Raw genomic sequence first — 16,092 nt, forward strand, 5'->3', positions numbered from 1 at the left:
CGTCCGTTATGGGATTTGGCGAAGGAGGCTCCCGGCCGTGTACAGTAGGCATCGCCGCCGCGGGGGACCGCAGCGGAGGGAACAAGGGGCTATAGCTCAGTTGGTAGAGCGCTTGCATGGCATGCAAGAGGTCAGGAGTTCAATTCTCCTTAGCTCCACAGCAGTGGGAGAGCGGGCCGTCCGGAAGGGCGGCCCGCTTCCGTTCGTCCGGGCCCCGGACGGTCGCCGGGGCCGGGAAGGCCTTGCGGTACCCTGACGGCATGCGTGCCGTACGCCTTCTGCTTAGCGGGCCGCGCTGAACCAGCGCCGACCCTCCGGTCCCGGTTCCGGTGAGGTCGGAACCAGCGCGGCGTCCCCTCCTGTGCGAGGGGTCTTTTCGTTTACGGGCCGTGAGCCCTCCCGCAGGCAGACGACGACCGATGGAGCTTAGAGGACGATGAGCGAGACCACCGCCGCCGCGGAGACCGCGGCCCCCCATCGCTACACGGCCGCGCTGGCCGCGGAGATCGAGGCGCGCTGGCAGGACTTCTGGGACGAGCGCGGCGTGTACGAGGCGCCCAATCCCAGCGGGGACCTGGCAGGCGATCCGGAGACCGTCGCCCGCCCCAAGCGCTTCATCATGGACATGTTCCCGTACCCCTCGGGCGCGGGCCTGCACGTCGGGCATCCGCTGGGCTACATCGCCACGGACGTCACCGCCCGCTATCTGCGCATGACCGGCCACAACGTGCTGCACACCCTGGGCTTCGACGCCTTCGGGCTGCCCGCCGAGCAGTACGCCGTGCAGACCGGCACCCACCCGCGGGTGTCCACCGAGGCCAACATCGAGAACATGAAGGCCCAGCTGCGGCGGCTGGGCCTGGGCCACGACCAGCGCCGGTCCTTCGCCACGATCGACCCGGACTACTACAAGTGGACCCAGTGGATCTTCCTGCAGATCTTCAACTCCTGGTACGACGAGGAGGCCGACCGGGCCCGGCCGATCTCCGAACTGGTCGAGCAGTTCGAGTCCGGCACGCGTCCCACCCCGGACGGCCGGGCCTGGAGCGAGCTGAGCGAGACCGAACGGGCCGACGTACTGGGTCGGTACCGCCTGGCGTACGCCTCCGACGCACCGGTCAACTGGTGCCCCGGCCTGGGCACCGTCCTGGCCAACGAGGAGGTCACCGCCGAGGGCCGCTCCGAGCGCGGCAACTACCCCGTCTTCAAGGCCAAGCTGCGCCAGTGGAACATGCGCATCACCGCCTATGCCGAGCGGCTGCTGCGCGACCTGGACGCACTGGACTGGCCCGAGGCGATCAAGCTGCAGCAGCGCAACTGGATCGGCCGCAGCGAGGGCGCCCGCATCGAGTTCCCGGTCGACGGGGCCGACGAGGGCTCCGCTGAGCGGATCACCGTCTTCACCACCCGTCAGGACACGCTGTTCGGGGCCACGTACATGGTGCTGGCGCCCGAGCACGAGCTGGTGGACCGGATCGTCCCCGACGCCTGGCCCGAGGGCACCCGCGAGGTGTGGACGGGCGGCCACTCCACCCCGGCCGAGGCGGTCTCGGAGTACCGCAAGCAGGCGGCCGCCAAGTCGGACGTCGAGCGGCAGGCCGAGGCCAAGGAGAAGACCGGCGTCTTCACCGGCGCCTACGCCGTCAACCCGGCCGGCGGCGAGCGGATCCCCGTCTTCATCGCCGACTACGTGCTGATGGGCTACGGCACCGGCGCGATCATGGCCGTCCCCGCGCACGACAGCCGCGACTTCGCCTTCGCCCGCGCCTTCGAACTGCCCATGCGCTGCGTGGTCGAGCCGACCGACGACCGCGGCACCGACCCGTCGACCTGGGACGACGCCTTCTCCTCCTACGACGCCGCGATCATCAACTCCACCGGTGTGGAGGTGTCGCTGGACGGTCTGGGCGTGGCCGAGGCCAAGGCCCGGACGACCGAGTGGCTGACCGAGAGCGGCATCGGCGAGGGCACCGTCAACTACCGCCTGCGCGACTGGCTGTTCAGCCGCCAGCGATACTGGGGCGAGCCGTTCCCGATCGTCTACGACGAGGACGGCGTGGCACACGCGCTGCCCGAGTCGATGCTGCCGCTGCAACTGCCCGAGGTCGAGGACTACTCCCCGCGCACCTTCGACCCCGACGACGCCGACACCGAGCCCGAGACCCCGCTGTCGCGGAACGAGGAGTGGGTGAACGTCACGCTGGACCTGGGCGACGGACGCGGCCCGCGCAGGTTCCGCCGCGAGACCAACACCATGCCCAACTGGGCCGGCTCCTGCTGGTACGAGCTGCGCTACCTGGACCCGCACAACGACGAGAAGCTGGTCGACCCGGAGATCGAGCGCTACTGGATGGGCCCGCGCGAGGGGATGCCCACCGGCGGCGTGGACCTGTACGTCGGCGGCGCCGAACACGCCGTGCTGCACCTGCTGTACGCCCGCTTCTGGTCCAAGGTGCTGTACGACCTGGGGCACGTCTCCTCGGCCGAGCCGTTCCACAAGCTGTTCAACCAGGGCATGATCCAGGCCTACGTCTACCGCGACTCCCGCGGCATCGCGGTGCCCGCCGCCGAGGTCGAGGAGCGCGACGGCGCCTACTGGTACGACGGCGAGAAGGTCAGCCGGGCGCTGGGCAAGATGGGCAAGTCCCTGAAGAACGCCGTCACTCCGGACGAGATCTGCGCCGAGTACGGCGCCGACACCCTGCGGCTGTACGAGATGGCCATGGGCCCGCTGGACGTCTCCCGCCCGTGGGACACCCGCGCGGTCGTCGGCCAGTACCGGCTGCTGCAGCGGCTGTGGCGCAACGTCGTCGACGAGACGACGGGCGAGGTCGCGGTCGTCGACGCCGAGCCGGACGAGGAGACCCTGCGCGCGCTGCACAAGGCGGTCGACGGGGTGCGGCAGGACATGGAGGGCCTGCGCTTCAACACCGCCATCGCGAAGATCACCGAGCTGAACAACCACGTCACCCGGCTGCGCGAGGTGCCGCGTTCGGTGGCCGAGCGCATGGTCCTGCTGATCGCGCCGCTGGCCCCGCACATCGCCGAGGAGCTGTGGCGCAGGCTGGGCCACGACACCAGCGTCGTCCACGAGGACTTCCCCGTGGCCGATCCGCGGTACGTGGCGGACGAGACCGTGACCTGCGTCGTGCAGGTGCGGGGCAAGGTCAAGGCCCGGCTGGAGGTCGCCCCGGACATCTCCGAGGCCGACCTGGAGGCCCGGGCGCTGGCCGAGCCGGCGATCACCGGCGCGCTGGGCGGGGCGGACGTCCGCAAGGTGATCGTGCGGGCGCCGAAGCTGGTGAACATCGTTCCCGCCTGACCCCGGGCGCGCACGTCATGCGGCTGCGGGCCGCGGCCGGTCGGCCGCGGCCCGCAGCCGTGCGCGTTCAGCCCTCCGCCGGACCGGCGACCGTTCCCTGCCCGGGGTCCTGCCTGGGAGCTGGCCCGGGAACCGGCCCGGGAGCCGGTTCGTCCTCCGGACCGGGGTCCGACCCGCCTTCCGGCTCCGACCGCGCTGCCATGGCGAGCAGTTCGGCGAGGTGCACGGCCTTCGCCCGGGAGCGCGTGCGGCGCAGCCCCTGCCGCAACTGGCGCAGGCAGCCGGGGTTGACCGCCACGACGTAGTCCACGTCCAGCTTCCGCAGGGCCTCCAGCTTCGGATCCAGCACGGCCCGGCTGTCGTCCGGCCGCAGCATCGCGTACGTGCCGGCGGCGCCGCAGCAGTCGCCCGCGCCGGGCAGCTCGACGTAGTCGGCCACCGCGGCGACGAGTTCGCGGGGCGGACGGGTCACGCCCAGGCCGTTGCGCAGGTGGCAGGAGTCCTGGAGGGCGACCCGCGCCGGACGGCCGCCGACCGTGACCCGGCCCGCGGGGCGGTGGCCGGTGCGCTCCAGGTAGTCGCTCAGCTCCCTGACGCGGTCCCGGCCCAGGTGGTGGGCGAGGTGGGCGGCGCAGCCGCCGGAGGTGGTCACGACGGTGCCGGGCAGCCGCTCGCCGAGCGCGCGGGCCATCTCGGCACCGGCGGCGGAGTCTCCGTTGTGGGCGTGCAGCGCGCCGCAACAGCCCTGCCCGGAGGGGACGGTGACCTCCGGCCGCAGCTCGCGCACGGCGCGCGAGACGGACGGGTACAGCCCGCGCTCGACGCAGCCCAGCATCAGCGACACCGCCTGCTCACGCTCCCCGCGCGCGAGGCGGCGGCCGCGGGCGGCGCGGCGGTCGCGGGCGTGGCGACGCACCAGCCCCTGGAGCCGCAGCAGCCACGGCCGGGACACCAAGGCCATCAGCAGACGGGCGATCAGGGGCCGGTCGCGTCCCTGCCACTGGTGGTCGCGCCACTGCTCCAGCAGCCGCCCGTACTCCACTCCCGCCGGGCAGACCGTCTCGCAGGCCCGGCAGCCCAGGCAGAACGACGACTCCTCGGCCAGGGTGGGGTCGTCCGGGGCGAGGTCGCCGGACTCCAGCGCCCGCATCAGGGTGATGCGGCCGCGCGGGGAGGACGGCTCCTGGCGGGTGAGGGTGTAGGTGGGGCACGCGGGCAGGCAGAACCCGCAGGAGATGCAGCGGTCGAGCAGAGCCTTGTCGAAGACGCCGAGGCCCTCGCCCCGGCCGGGGCCGTGGCCGGACGGGGGCTCGGGGCCGGAGGCGGGCTCGGGGCCGGAGGCGGGATCGGGGCGGGGTGCGGGACGGGGTGCGGAGTCGGTCAATGGGATTCCTCCGTGGACACCCCCGCCTTCGGGCGGGGAGGAAGTCAGGATCCGAGCTTTCCCGGGTTGAGGATGCCCGCCGGGTCGAAGGCCTTCTTGATGCGGCGCAGCAGGGCGACCTGGTCGTCCCCGATCCGGTCGGCCAGGTAGGGCAGTTTGGCGGCGCCCACGCCGTGCTCGCCGGTGATGGTGCCGTCCAGGGCGATGGCGGCCGCGAAGATCTCGGCGAACGCCCGGTGGGCGCGCTCGGCCCCCTCGCCGTCGTCGGGGTCGAGCACGCAGGTGGGGTGGAGGTTGCCGTCCCCGGCGTGGCCGAAGGTGGCGATCCGCAGGTCGTGGCGGTCGGCGATCTCGTCGATGCGGTCCACCATCTCGGCGAGCCGGTGGCGGGGCACGGTGGCGTCCTCCAGGATCGTGAGCGAGCCCAGCCGGGAGAGCGCCGGGAGCGAGCAGCGGCGGGCGGCGAGCAGGGCGTCGGCGCGGGCGACGTCCTCGGCGAGGGTGACCTCCAGGGCGCCGGCCCCCTGGCACACCTCCCCGATACGGGCGAGGGTGCCGGCCACGGTGCGCCTGGACCCGTCGTCGCCGAAGAGCAGCAGCGCCCCGGCGTCCTGCCGCAGGCCGAGACCGGCGAACTCCTCGACGGCCGAGACGCACTTGCGGTCGAGGAACTCCAGCGTGGCCGGGACGATCCCGTCGGCGATGACGGCCGCCACGGCCCGGGAGGCGTCGGCGAGGGAGTCGAAGTAGGCGACCCCGGTGCCGGTCTCCTCGGGGGCGGGCAGCAGGGCCACGGTGGCCTCGGTGATCACCGCGAGGGTGCCCTCGGAGCCGGTCAGCAGCCGGGTGAGGTCGTAGCCGGCCACGTCCTTCCACAGCCGCCCGCCGGTGCGGACGACCTCACCGGTGGGCAGGACGGCCTCCAGGCCGAGCACGTGGTTGCGGGTGACGCCGTACTTCAGGCCGCGCAGGCCGCCCGCGCAGGTCGCCACGTTGCCGCCGACGGTGGAGACGGTCCGGCTGCCGGGGTCGGGGGCGTACAGCAGGCCCTCGCGCGCCGCCGCGTCCGCGAGTGCGGCGGTGGTCACCCCGGGCTGGACGCGGGCCAGCAGTTCGGCGGGGCTGACCTCCAGGATCCGGTCGAGCCGGGTGAGCACCATGACGATGCCGCCGCGCAGGGGCACGGTGGCGGCGCACAGGTTGGAACCCGCGCCGCGCGGTACGACCGGCACGCCCCGCTCGGTGGCGTACCGCAGGACCGCGGCGACCTCCTCGGTGCGGCCGGGCAGCACCACGGCCTGCGGCCGGGCGTGGAAGAGGGGGGTGGCGTCACGGGCGTAGGCGGCCAGCGCCCCGTCGTCGGTCCTGACGTGATCGCGTCCCACGATGGCGGCCAGGTCGTCGGCCAGGTCGCCGGGCGGGCTCCCGGCCGGGTATGCGGCCCGGCGTCCGGCCGGGCCCGTCTCCGCGTGCGTGTGCATCGGCGCACCACCATCCAGTCCAGTACGGGCGTGGACCGACGGTAGACCAGCGGGCGCGCGGCGGCGAGAAGGCGGGGAGGGGGCGGGGGGAGGGAGGGTTCCGCTCCCGGGCACTCCCGGGACCCCTACGGGACGGATGCGGGGGTGTTCCGGGCCCGCCGGAACCCGGGACCGGCCCCGCGCGTTTACCCTGGGAGGACGACCGCCCCCTCCGGGCTCCGGAGGGCGGTGGCACACCTGCCGACGAGGGAGCGGAGCTGTGGAGTTCGTCATCGGTCTGCTGGCCTTCCTCTTCCTGCTCTTCGTCGTCCTCGGCGCGATCGCCACGGTGAAGACCGTGCGAGCGGTCAGGCGCGGCGTGGAGCGGACGGGGCAGCAGGTGCGCCGCACCGTCGAGGAGACCACGCTGAAGGCCCGCAGTGCCCAGCCGGGCCCCGTGGGGGAGTTGGCCCGCGTGCGACTGGAGCTGCGCACTTCTCTGGACAGCACGCGCCGCGCGCTGGAGACCGGGATCCGGCACGACCCCTCGCTGAGCGAGGCGGCCGGCCTGCTCGACCGGCTCGAAGAGCACGCCCGCCAGCTCGACGGCGAGCTGCGGCTGCTGATGGAGCGGGAGCCGGACCGCGGCCGGATCGCCGCCCGGCTCCCGGACGCGCGGGAGCGCGCCGGCCGCATCCGCGCCTCCGCCGACTCGCTGCGCTTCGCCGCGCAGGACCGGGCCAGGCGGCACGACGAGGACGGGCTGGCCGCGCTGAGCGAGCAGATCGAGATCGAGGCGGGCGCGCTGCGGCACTGGACCGCCCCCGCCCCTGCCTCCGAGACCGCTCCCGGCACCGTTCCCGGCACGGCCTCCGAGGCCGCCGCACCCGGCGCGGAGACCCCGCGGACGCCGGGCATCGAGGGCCCGAAGGACGCCTCGCACGGCCGCACGGCGGACTTCGGCACCGACTTCACCAAGGAGTTCGGCCCGGACTTCGGCAGGGGCCGCCCGCAGAGCGCGTCCTGAAGCCCGCGAGGTCCTCCGCGTCCGGCCGTGCCGGCCGGGCGGACCGGTCCGCACCGCCCCTCCTGACCACCCGAACCGCACCACCGCGAAAGGCCGTCGAGTGAACCACCGGGCAGCGGACCGCCGTAACGCGGACCGCGTCGCGCCGCTCGCTTCATCGCGGCGGGGAAGGGCCCGGTAATCTCCGCCCCATGTCCCGCCATGTCGCGATCGTCACTGATTCCACGGCCTACCTGCCGCAGGCGGCACTGGAACACCACCGCATCGCCTCGGTGCCGCTGACCGTGGTGCTGGGCGACCGGGCGCTGGAGGAGGGCACCGAACTCTCCGCCCGCTCGCTGGCCGAGGCCCTGCGGAAACGGCGGTCCGTCACCACCTCCCGCCCCGGTCCGCAGGTGTTCGCCGAGGTGTACCGCTCCATCGCGCGGGAGCCGGGAGTGGAGGGCATCGTCTCCCTCCATCTGTCGGCCGAGCTGTCCGGCACCTACGACGCGGCCGTGACCGCCGCGCGTGAGGCGCCCGTACCGGTGCGGGTGGTGGACACCGGCATGGTGGCGATGGCGCTGGGCTTCTGCGCCCTGGCCGCGGCCGAGGCCGCCGAGGCCGGCGGCACGCTGGACGAGACGGTCGCCGCGGCCCGGAAGCGGGCGGAGGGGACCTCCGCGTTCTTCTACGTGGACACCCTGGATTACCTGCGGCGCGGCGGCCGCATCGGCGCGGCCCAGGCCCTGCTGGGCTCGGCCCTGGCGGTCAAGCCCCTGCTGGAGCTGGAGGACGGCCGTATCGGCATGCTGGAGAAGGTCCGCACCGCCTCCCGGGCCATCGCCCGTCTGGAGGAGATCGTGGCGGAGCGGGCGGGCGATGCCGACGTGGACGTCGCCGTCCACCACCTGTCGGCCGCGGACCGTGCCGACCAGCTCGCGCAGCGGCTGCGAGACCGGCTGCCGGGACTCGGGGAACTGCACGTCAGCGAGGTGGGGGCGGTCATCGGCGCGCACACGGGGCCGGGGCTGCTGGGTGTCGTGGTGTCACTCCGGCAGGTGACGGAGTTGTCCACAACCGGCCGGTAGTCCACGGAAGAAAGCCGTGCCCGGACGGGACCGGCGTTCCCGCCTACCGTCGGGCGGCATGAGCACCCCACCACGCCTCCGGCCGCGCACCCCTGCCTCCCGTACCCCAGCCTCCCGTCCTTCCACTCGCCCGCCCCTGCGCCCTCTGGCGGCAGGCCCCGGCCGCCACCGGGGCCCGGACGGCACCGTCCCGAACGGGGAGCGGCGCAGGCGCCGGCGGGAGCTCCGGCGGGCCACCGAGGCGGCGCCCCTGCGGGAGCGCGCGGGCGCGCTGCTCGGGGACGTCCCGCCGGCGCCGGGGCCGGAGCCGCGCGGGCCGGACACCTGCGGGGCGCCTGTCAGGATGACGCGGACGGAGGCCATCACGGCCGCACACGACGCGGTCCGGCAGGCGCGGGCCGCCCGTCTGGCGGCGGAGCGCCCGCAGGGGCGGACGGCGGAGCGGGCGCCCGCGCCGCGCCCGGCCCGTCCCGTTCCCGGCCCTGCTTCCGGTTCCGTTCCCGGTCGTGCTCACGACCCCGGCCCTGCGCCCGGTCCCGCGGCCGGGCCGGGCGCCGACCCCGTGGGCACCGGCCCCGCGGACGAGTCCCGGCGCGCACGGTTGGCGGAGGCCGTGCGGGACAGGCTGCCGCTGTGGGTGCGCACGCGGTGCGGAGTGGAGCCGCGCACGCTGGCCGCACTCGCCCTGGCCCTGGCCGTGGCCCTCGGGTTCGCCGTGCACCACTTCTGGAGCGGGCGCCCGCAGACGGTGCAGGCACCGCCTGTGGAGTCGGCCTCCCGCTCGCGCCCCGCGCCCTACCCGTCCTTTCTCCCGGAACCCACCTCTGCTCCGGCGCCCGCGGCGGCTCCCGGCCCGGCCCCCGGCGCGGCTTCCGCGGGAGGGACGCTGCTGGTGGACGTGGCGGGCGAGGTCCGCAGGCCCGGTGTCCACCGGCTGCCGGCCGGAGCCCGTGTGGCCGACGCGCTGCGGGCCGCGGGCGGTGTCCGGCCGGGCACCGACCTCCACGGCCTCAACCGCGCCCGGCCGCTGGCCGACGGCGAGCAGATCGTCGTCGGGGAGCCTCCCGCGGTGGCAGCCGTCCCCGGTCCGCCCGCCGCCGCGGCCGGGGGCGGGCCGGCGGTGGGCGGACCGGTCAGCCTCAACTCCGCCACGGCCGACCAGCTCGACGCCCTGCCCGGCATCGGCCCCGTGATGGCCCAGCGCATCATCGACCACCGCACCGAGCGCGGCGGTTTCTCCTCCGTCGAGGAGCTCCGCGAGGTCAACGGGATCGGGGAGCGCCGCTTCGCCGAGCTGAAGCCGCTGGTCGGGCCGTGACCACGAATACGCCGACCGGTACGGCGGCCGGTGCGGCGGCCCGGTCGGCGGTCCACTCCGCCGCCGGTCGCCGGCTGGGGGCGGCGGAGCCGCGCCAGGAAGGCCCGGCCGACCTGCGGCTGGTGCCGCCCGCGCTGGCCGCCTGGGCGGCGGCGGCCCTGGCCCTGGGCGCTCCGGGCGGCGCGGCCGTCGCAGGGGTGGTGCTGTGCCTCCTCGGTGCGGCGGTGTCCCTGGCTCTGGCACGGCGCCGTGGCGGAATCCGGGGAGGCGGGCGTACGGCCGTCGCCATGACGCTGGTGTGCGCCGCCGCCGGCGGCGGGGTGGCCGCGGCGCACGCGGCCGACCTGCACCGGGGCCCGCTGCCCGCGGCGGCCCGGCAGTACGCGCATGTCACCGCCGAGGTGGCCGTCACCGGTGATCCGCGCCTCGTCCGGCCCCGCGTACGCGGCTCGGAGCAAACGGCGGACACGGTGATGCTGCGGGCCGATGCCCTGCGCGTCACCACCGCCGACGGCACGGTGACCGCCACCCGGTCGCCGGTGCTCGTCCTGGTACGGGGGGCGGACTCGGCGGCCGGGCCACCGGCGGGATGGCTCGATCTGCTGCCCTCCACCCGGCTGCGGCTCCAGGCCCGGCTCCTGCCGCCCCGGGACGACGGGGCCGGGGGCCGCGACGTCGCCGCCGTCCTGAGGGTGAGCGCCGGTGGGCCGCCCACGGTGACCGCCGGGCCGACGGCGGTCCAGCGCACCGCGGGAGAGCTGCGCTCCGGGCTGCGGGAGGCCAGCGACGGGCTGCCGGGCGACGCGCGGGCGCTGCTGCCCGGGCTGGTCGTCGGCGACACCTCGCGCATCCCGCCCGATCTCGACGCCGCCTTCCGGACCGCTGACATGCTCCATCTGCTGGCGGTCAGCGGTTCGAACCTCGCGATCCTGCTGGTGCTGCTCATCGGGCCGCCGGGCAGGGCCGTACGCGCCGAACGCCGGGGCATGGCGCCCCGGCTGGGGATGTCGCTGCGCACCACCGCGGTCGCCGGGGCGCTGCTCACCCTCGCCTTCGTGGTGGTCTGCCGTCCCGAGCCCAGCGTGCTGCGGGCGGCGGCCTGCGGGCTGATCACCATCGTGGCGATCGGCACCGGGCGGCGCCGGTCCCTGCTGCCGGCCCTGGCCGCCGCCGTACTGCTGCTCGTCCTCCACGACCCGTGGCTCGCCCGCGACTTCGGCTTCGTCCTCTCGGTCCTGGCCACCGGCTCGCTGCTCACCGTCGCACCCCGCTGGAGCGAGGCCCTGCGCCGCCGGCGAGTGCCGGGAAGGCTCGCCGAGGCGCTGGCGGCGGCCGCGGCGGCGCAGGCGGTGTGCGCGCCCGTGGTCGCGGTCCTCGCGGCCCACGTCAGCCTGGTGGCGATCCCGTGCAACCTGCTGGCCGAGTTCCTGGTCGCGCCCGCCACCGTGCTGGGCTTCGCCGCCCTGGTCACCGCACCCCTCGCGCCGCCGCTGGCCGAGGCGCTGGCCCGGCTGGCGGGCTGGCCCACCGGGGCCGTCGCCGCCATCGCCCGGGCGGGGGCCTCCCTGCCCGGCGCCGAGATCGACTGGCCCGGCAGCTGGGCCGGCGCACTGCTGCTGGCCGCTCTCATCGCCGCGGCGGTCCTGGCCGCCCGCCGACTGGTGCGGCACCGATGGCTCTGCGCGGCCTGCGCCGTGCTGCTGGCCCTGGCGGTCCTGCGCCCCGCCCCGCTGATCCGCCCGCTCACCGGCTGGCCGCCGCCGGGCTGGCGGCTGGCGGTCTGCGACGTGGGCCAGGGGGACGCCCTGGCGCTGGCGGCCGGGGAGGGCGCGGCCGTGGTCGTCGACGCCGGCCCCGATCCGGAGGCGGCGGACCGCTGTCTGCGAGCCCTCGGCATCACGGCCGTCCCCCTGCTGGTGCTCACCCACTTCCACGCCGACCACGTCGCCGGACTGTCCGGGGTGCTGAGGGGCCGCGCGGTCGGGGCGATCCAGACCACCGACCGGAGCGAACCGGCCGGGCAGGCGGCGGCGGTACGGCGCGAGGCCGCCCGTGCGGGGGTGCCGGTGATCGGGGCGGGGCCGGGGGAGCGGCGCCGGATCGGCGATCTGTCCTGGGAGGTGCTCTGGCCCCGCCGGCCGCCGCCTCCCGGACCGCCCTCCCCCTCGGGTGAGGAGGCCAACGACGCCAGCGTCACCCTCCTCGTCCGCGCGGCCGGCCTGACCGTCCTCCTCCCCGGCGACCTCGAACCCCCAGCACAGCGCGGCCTGCTGGAGGCGCACCCCGACCTGCCCGCGGTGGACGTCCTCAAGGTGGCCCACCACGGCTCGGCCCACCAGGACCCGGCCCTGCTGGAGCGGCTGAGCCCCCGCGTCGCCCTCGTCTCCTGCGGGGAGGACAATCCTTACGGCCACCCGTCCCCGAAGGTTCTCGCCGGGCTGCACGCCCTGGGCTCCGCCGTCCTGCGCACCGACACCCACGGCTCCCTGGCCGTCACCGGGGACGGCACGGTGACCGCGTCGGGCTGACGGGCCGCCGGAACGGGCATCGGCGCACCGGGAACCGTTTCCCGCCCCGCTTCCCTTGCCGAAGGGCCCTCGACGCGTGAGCCACCGCCCGTCGCGCATCAGCTCCCGGCCGGCCGGTTCGCTCTCTTCGCGCCAGGCCAGCAAGCTCTCCGGCCGCAGTCGGAGGTGGACCCATCCGGGCTTCTCGCGCGGGTCCCGGACCAGCTTCGTGGCGAACGCGTCCGCCTCCCGCCCGGGCAGTCCACCGGGGCCGAGGATCCCGGCGCGGGTGTCGATCAGGACCACGTCCCGCGTGTGCCCCAGCGCCACCCGTGCCCGCGCCTCCCGGCCCGCCGCCCGCAGGTTGCGGACGGTGGGCCGGGAGGCGCGGGTGGAGATCGGCAACGAGCCCTCGGACCAGAGGAACGACAGCGGGCACGAGACAGGGGGTGGCGTCGGGGTTCACCGTGGACGCCCAGGCGTCCACGTCCTCCTCCAGCCGTTTCACGACATCGCCTCTGCGCTGCTCCGCCGTACGCGGAGCCGGGTGAGGGGCCGTCATACGCCGGACGCTGACCGGCGGCATGGCACGGCGCATCGGGCGGGCGCCCCGGGCCGCGCGCCCTACTCCCGCCCACCGCCGGACAAACCGTTTCCGTCCCGGGCCGTGGTGTGCCAGAGTCGGACGGTGGCCACATCCCGACGCGACCTGCTACGCCGGCAGTCCGACCTGACCTGGGCGCTGTTCGAGTACCACCTGGAACGTCTGGAGCCCGAGGACTTCCTCTGGGAGCCCGCTCCCCGGCACTGCTGGACGGTGCGCCCGGACGCGGAAGGGAAGTGGGTGCCGGACTGGGCGGACACCGAGCCCGATCCCGTCCCGGTCCCCACGATCGCCTGGTTGAGCTGGCACATCGGCTGGTGGTGGGGCACGGCGGCGGACCACGCGCGGGGCCGGACGCCGCGTGGGCGCGACGATGTCGTCTGGCCGGGCGAGGGAAGGGCCGCCGTCGAGTGGCTGCGCGGCCTGCGCACGGACTGGCTGGAGGTGCTGGACGGCCTCACCGAGACAGCTCTGGACGCCGCCGCCCCCTTCCCGTGGCCGGACGGGTCCGGGTACACGGTCGCCGACATGGCGGCCTGGGTGAACTCCGAGTTGATGAAGAACGCCGCCGAGATCGGCCAGCTTCGGATGCTGCGCGCCGCCTCCCGCGACTGAGGGCCGCCCGGCCCGCGCCCGCTCGCCGCCTCAGCCCCGCTCCAGCCAGCCGTCGTACTCGGTCGCCAGGGCTTCCAGTCCGGCCGGGTCGTACGCGCCGTCCGGGTCGTCGAGCACGACCAGCCACTGGGCGTCCTCCGCGTCGTCCTCACCCGCCAGCGCCTCGCGGACCGGCCGCGGCTCCTCCGCCAGGCCGAGCCGTTCGGCGACCTCCTCTGCCACCTCCTCCGCGGCGTCGCGGTCGGGGAGCACCAGGATGTGTCGTACGTCGTCCACCGCGTCATTGTGCGACAGCAGCCGGGGCGGCCCGCGCGCAGGCCCCGAGCGGCCCCCGGCCGCCGCCGGCCCCCGGACAGCCCCGGCCGCCGCCGGACTGTCCGCGGCTCGTGGGATGCTGGTGCGCGATGGCCGGTAAAACCAGGAAGTCCTCGACCGACGACCCCCTCGCCCCCGTCACGCTCGCGGTGGGCCAGGAGGATCTGCTGCTCGACCGCGCGGTGCGCCAGGTGATCGACGCGGCCAGGGCCGCCGACGCCGACACCGACGTGCGCGAACTCGCCCCCGCCGACCTGCGGCCCGGCACGCTGGCGGAGCTGACCAGTCCGTCCCTGTTCGCCGAGCGCAAGGTCGTGGTCGTCCGGGACGCGCAGGACCTCGCGGCGGACACCGTCAAGGACGTCAAGGCGTATCTGGGCTCCCCGGCCGAGGAGATCACCCTGATCCTGGTGCACGCGGGCGGCGCCAAGGGCAAGGGACTGCTGGACGCCGCGCGCAAGGCGGGCGCGCGCGAGGTCGCCTGCCCGAAGATGACCAAGCCCGCCGACCGGCAGGCGTTCGTGCGCGGCGAGTTCCGCGCCGCCGGACGGTCGGCCACCCCGGAGGCATGCCAGGCCCTGGTGGAGATCCTCGGCAGCGACCTGCGCGAACTGGCCAGCGCCTGCTCCCAGCTCACCGCCGACGTCGAGGGCACCATCGACGAGGCCGTCGTCGCCCGCTACTACAGCGGGCGCGCCGAGGCATCCAGCTTCACCATCGCCGACCGGGCCGTGGAGGGCAGGCTGCCCGAGGCGCTGGAGGCACTGCGCTGGTCACTGTCGACGGGCGTGGCCCCGGTGCTGGTCACCAGCGCCCTGGCCCAGGGGGTGCGGGGCATCGGCAGGCTGATGTCGGCCCCGCGCGGGATGCGTCCCGGCGACCTGGCACGTGAGCTGGGCATGCCGCCGTGGAAGATCGACCGGGTCCGCCAGCAGATGCGCGGCTGGTCGGCGGCCGGGGTGTCGGCGGCCCTGCGCGCGGTGGCCGAGGCCGACGCGGCGGTCAAGGGCGGCGGCGACGATCCGGAGTACGCCCTGGAGAGGGCCGTCATCACCGTCGCCCGCGCGGCCCGCTCCCGCTGAGCCCGGCGCCCGTCCTCACCACGGCGGCTTGACCGCGGCGTGTGCCGCCGGAATCCTCGTGGCCGGCCGATCGGGTCCGGACAGGGAACGGGTGGGGCGGATGAGAGCCAGACGGTGGGCGGTGTGCGTGGCGCTGGTGGCGATGTGCTTATCGGCCGGCTGCGGTTCGGGGGAGAGGGACGACGGCCCCCGGCCGCCGGCGGACTCCTCGTCCCGAGACGCCGCCTCGGCCGGGGAGTCCCCCGGGCAGGAGCCCGGTGAGGAGAAGCCCTCCGGGCCCGCGGTGACGGTCACCGACGACGAGGGGTACCGCTTCGAGGTCGTCGGGATGGGTGCGGGGACGGTTCCGGAGATCGGGGAGGAGACCGGCGGGGAGGCGGTGTCGGCGCGTCCCGGACACGTCTTCGTCCACGTGGACGTGGCGGTGAGGAACCTCCAGAAGGACCGGAGCGCGCCGCTGGGCGACATCCTGACCCACTGGCGGATCGACGTGCCCAGGAGCGCGGCGCCGCAGGAGAACACCCTGCGGCAGTGCGACAGCCGCTCCGAGCACTGCGCCGACAAGGTCTCGTGCCTGCGGACGGACGCGCCGCCCGGCGAGGACGGTGACATGGGCGGTCTGGGCGAGAAGGACCGGACGATACCGGCGGGCGCCACCTGGAGGCTGCGGTGCTTCCTGGGGCAGAGCACCTTCGCGAGCGTCTCCGGCGCGAAGGAGGTCAGGGACTCGGTGGACCCCGGCCGGGTCCGGCTGCTGCGGGTCGAGGACGCCGGCGGGTTCACCGTGGAGGAGAGCGGCGTCGACCTGGAGATCCCCCTGGGCTGAGCACCGAACGTGGGCTGGGAACCGAACGCGCGCTGCCCGCCGTGGGGGATCACGGCGGGCAGTCGCTTCAGGCTCTCGGCCCGGGACTTCTCGGTGCGCCGCACCCGCGTGGCGAACGCAGGCCGCGTGCGGCGCGGTGGGCCGGTACGGAGCGGTGAGAGGGTCCGCTGGAGTCCGCTTCGGCACCGGGGCGGACCGTCGGCCGACGGTCCGGGGGATTCAGCCCTTGAGAGCGGAGACCTTCTGGGCCAGCGCCGACTTCTTGTTGGCGGCCTGGTTCTTGTGGATCACGCCCTTGCTGGCGGCCTTGTCCAGCTTCTTGCCGGCCAGGCGCGCGGCCTCGGCGGCCTTCTCGGCGTCACCGGCGGCGATCGCCTCGCGGGTGCGGCGGATCGCGGTCTTCAGCTCGGACTTGACCGCCTTGTTGCGCTGGCGGGCCTTCTCGTTGGTCTTGATCCGCTTGATCTGGGACTTGATGTTCGCCACGAAAGAGCCTTCTCGGGTGTGATGAGGTGTGATTCCGTGCCCCTGTCTCCCCGTGCGGTCCCGTCGCATCCGTCCG

Annotated in this window: 12 protein-coding genes and 1 tRNA gene; 9 read left to right on the top strand and 4 right to left on the bottom strand. The window is 75.2% G+C overall.

Annotated elements, in window-relative coordinates; genetic code table 11:
- Positions 1 to 85 precede the first annotated feature (85 nt).
- Positions 86 to 158, top strand: a tRNA-Ala gene (locus QPK52_RS18405).
- A gap of 278 nt (positions 159 to 436) precedes the next feature.
- Positions 437 to 3,322 carry a leucine--tRNA ligase gene (leuS, locus tag QPK52_RS18410; protein WP_410538573.1) on the top strand — a complete coding sequence of 962 codons (2,886 nt, stop codon included), beginning with the start codon at positions 437 to 439 and terminating at the stop codon, positions 3,320 to 3,322.
- A gap of 67 nt (positions 3,323 to 3,389) precedes the next feature.
- Here leuS and QPK52_RS18415 read toward each other — a convergent pair whose 3' ends face one another.
- Positions 3,390 to 4,706, bottom strand: a complete 1,317-nt coding sequence (locus QPK52_RS18415; RefSeq protein ID WP_410538574.1) for a (Fe-S)-binding protein — start codon at positions 4,704 to 4,706, stop codon at positions 3,390 to 3,392.
- Between the two features lie 44 nt (positions 4,707 to 4,750).
- Complete coding sequence (locus QPK52_RS18420; protein WP_410538575.1) at positions 4,751 to 6,187, bottom strand: FAD-binding oxidoreductase; 1,437 nt, start codon at positions 6,185 to 6,187, stop codon at positions 4,751 to 4,753.
- 259 nt (positions 6,188 to 6,446) lie between these two features.
- On the opposite strand from QPK52_RS18420, the gene QPK52_RS18425 reads away from it, so the two are divergent.
- The 5 genes from QPK52_RS18425 to QPK52_RS18445 all read left to right on the top strand — a co-directional run bounded on the left by QPK52_RS18425 (position 6,447) and on the right by QPK52_RS18445 (position 13,307).
- On the top strand, positions 6,447 to 7,193 hold the full coding sequence (locus tag QPK52_RS18425) for a hypothetical protein (RefSeq protein WP_410538576.1): 747 nt from the start codon (positions 6,447 to 6,449) through the stop codon (positions 7,191 to 7,193).
- A 191-nt stretch (positions 7,194 to 7,384) separates the two neighbouring features.
- A complete protein-coding gene (locus QPK52_RS18430; protein ID WP_410538577.1) occupies positions 7,385 to 8,263 on the top strand; it encodes a DegV family protein in 879 nt (292 codons plus the stop codon).
- 613 nt (positions 8,264 to 8,876) lie between these two features.
- The gene (locus QPK52_RS18435) at positions 8,877 to 9,581 is read left to right on the top strand and encodes a helix-hairpin-helix domain-containing protein (protein WP_410538578.1); all 705 of its coding nucleotides are present in this window, start codon (positions 8,877 to 8,879) and stop codon (positions 9,579 to 9,581) included.
- The gene (locus tag QPK52_RS18440; RefSeq protein WP_410538579.1) at positions 9,578 to 12,109 is read left to right on the top strand and encodes a ComEC/Rec2 family competence protein; all 2,532 of its coding nucleotides are present in this window, start codon (positions 9,578 to 9,580) and stop codon (positions 12,107 to 12,109) included. The genes QPK52_RS18435 and QPK52_RS18440 overlap by 4 nt, the downstream gene beginning before the upstream one ends.
- A gap of 667 nt (positions 12,110 to 12,776) precedes the next feature.
- Positions 12,777 to 13,307 (top strand): DinB family protein, encoded by a 531-nt coding sequence (locus QPK52_RS18445; protein WP_410538580.1) that lies wholly within the window; start codon positions 12,777 to 12,779, stop codon positions 13,305 to 13,307.
- Positions 13,308 to 13,337: 30 nt separating this feature from the next.
- On the opposite strand, the gene QPK52_RS18450 is transcribed toward QPK52_RS18445, so the two are convergent.
- The gene (locus tag QPK52_RS18450) at positions 13,338 to 13,583 is read right to left on the bottom strand and encodes a hypothetical protein (protein WP_410538581.1); all 246 of its coding nucleotides are present in this window, start codon (positions 13,581 to 13,583) and stop codon (positions 13,338 to 13,340) included.
- Positions 13,584 to 13,711: 128 nt separating this feature from the next.
- Between QPK52_RS18450 and holA the strand changes: the two genes are divergently transcribed.
- Positions 13,712 to 14,704 carry a DNA polymerase III subunit delta gene (holA, locus tag QPK52_RS18455; RefSeq protein ID WP_410538582.1) on the top strand — a complete coding sequence of 331 codons (993 nt, stop codon included), beginning with the start codon at positions 13,712 to 13,714 and terminating at the stop codon, positions 14,702 to 14,704.
- Positions 14,705 to 14,804: 100 nt separating this feature from the next.
- The gene (locus QPK52_RS18460) at positions 14,805 to 15,530 is read left to right on the top strand and encodes a hypothetical protein (RefSeq protein ID WP_410538583.1); all 726 of its coding nucleotides are present in this window, start codon (positions 14,805 to 14,807) and stop codon (positions 15,528 to 15,530) included.
- Between the two features lie 219 nt (positions 15,531 to 15,749).
- On the opposite strand, the gene rpsT is transcribed toward QPK52_RS18460, so the two are convergent.
- Positions 15,750 to 16,016, bottom strand: coding sequence for a 30S ribosomal protein S20 (rpsT, locus tag QPK52_RS18465; protein ID WP_093654535.1), 267 nt, complete (start codon positions 16,014 to 16,016; stop codon positions 15,750 to 15,752).
- Between the last annotated feature and the right edge of the window lie 76 nt (positions 16,017 to 16,092).

This window comes from Streptomyces sp. KL2 (genome assembly GCF_046529545.1).
GTDB classification, from domain to species: Bacteria; Actinomycetota; Actinomycetes; order Streptomycetales; family Streptomycetaceae; genus Streptomyces; species Streptomyces radiopugnans.

Bases quoted from the DNA above. Each gene is read 5' to 3' on its own strand.
- leuS (WP_410538573.1), top strand. From the start codon at position 437: ATGAGCGAGACCACCGCCGCCGCGGAGACCGCGGCCCCCCATCGCTAC.
- QPK52_RS18420 (WP_410538575.1), bottom strand. From the start codon at position 6,187: ATGCACACGCACGCGGAGACGGGCCCGGCCGGACGCCGGGCCGCATAC.
- QPK52_RS18430 (WP_410538577.1), top strand. From the start codon at position 7,385: ATGTCCCGCCATGTCGCGATCGTCACTGATTCCACGGCCTACCTGCCG.
- holA (WP_410538582.1), top strand. From the start codon at position 13,712: ATGGCCGGTAAAACCAGGAAGTCCTCGACCGACGACCCCCTCGCCCCC.
- QPK52_RS18460 (WP_410538583.1), top strand. From the start codon at position 14,805: ATGAGAGCCAGACGGTGGGCGGTGTGCGTGGCGCTGGTGGCGATGTGC.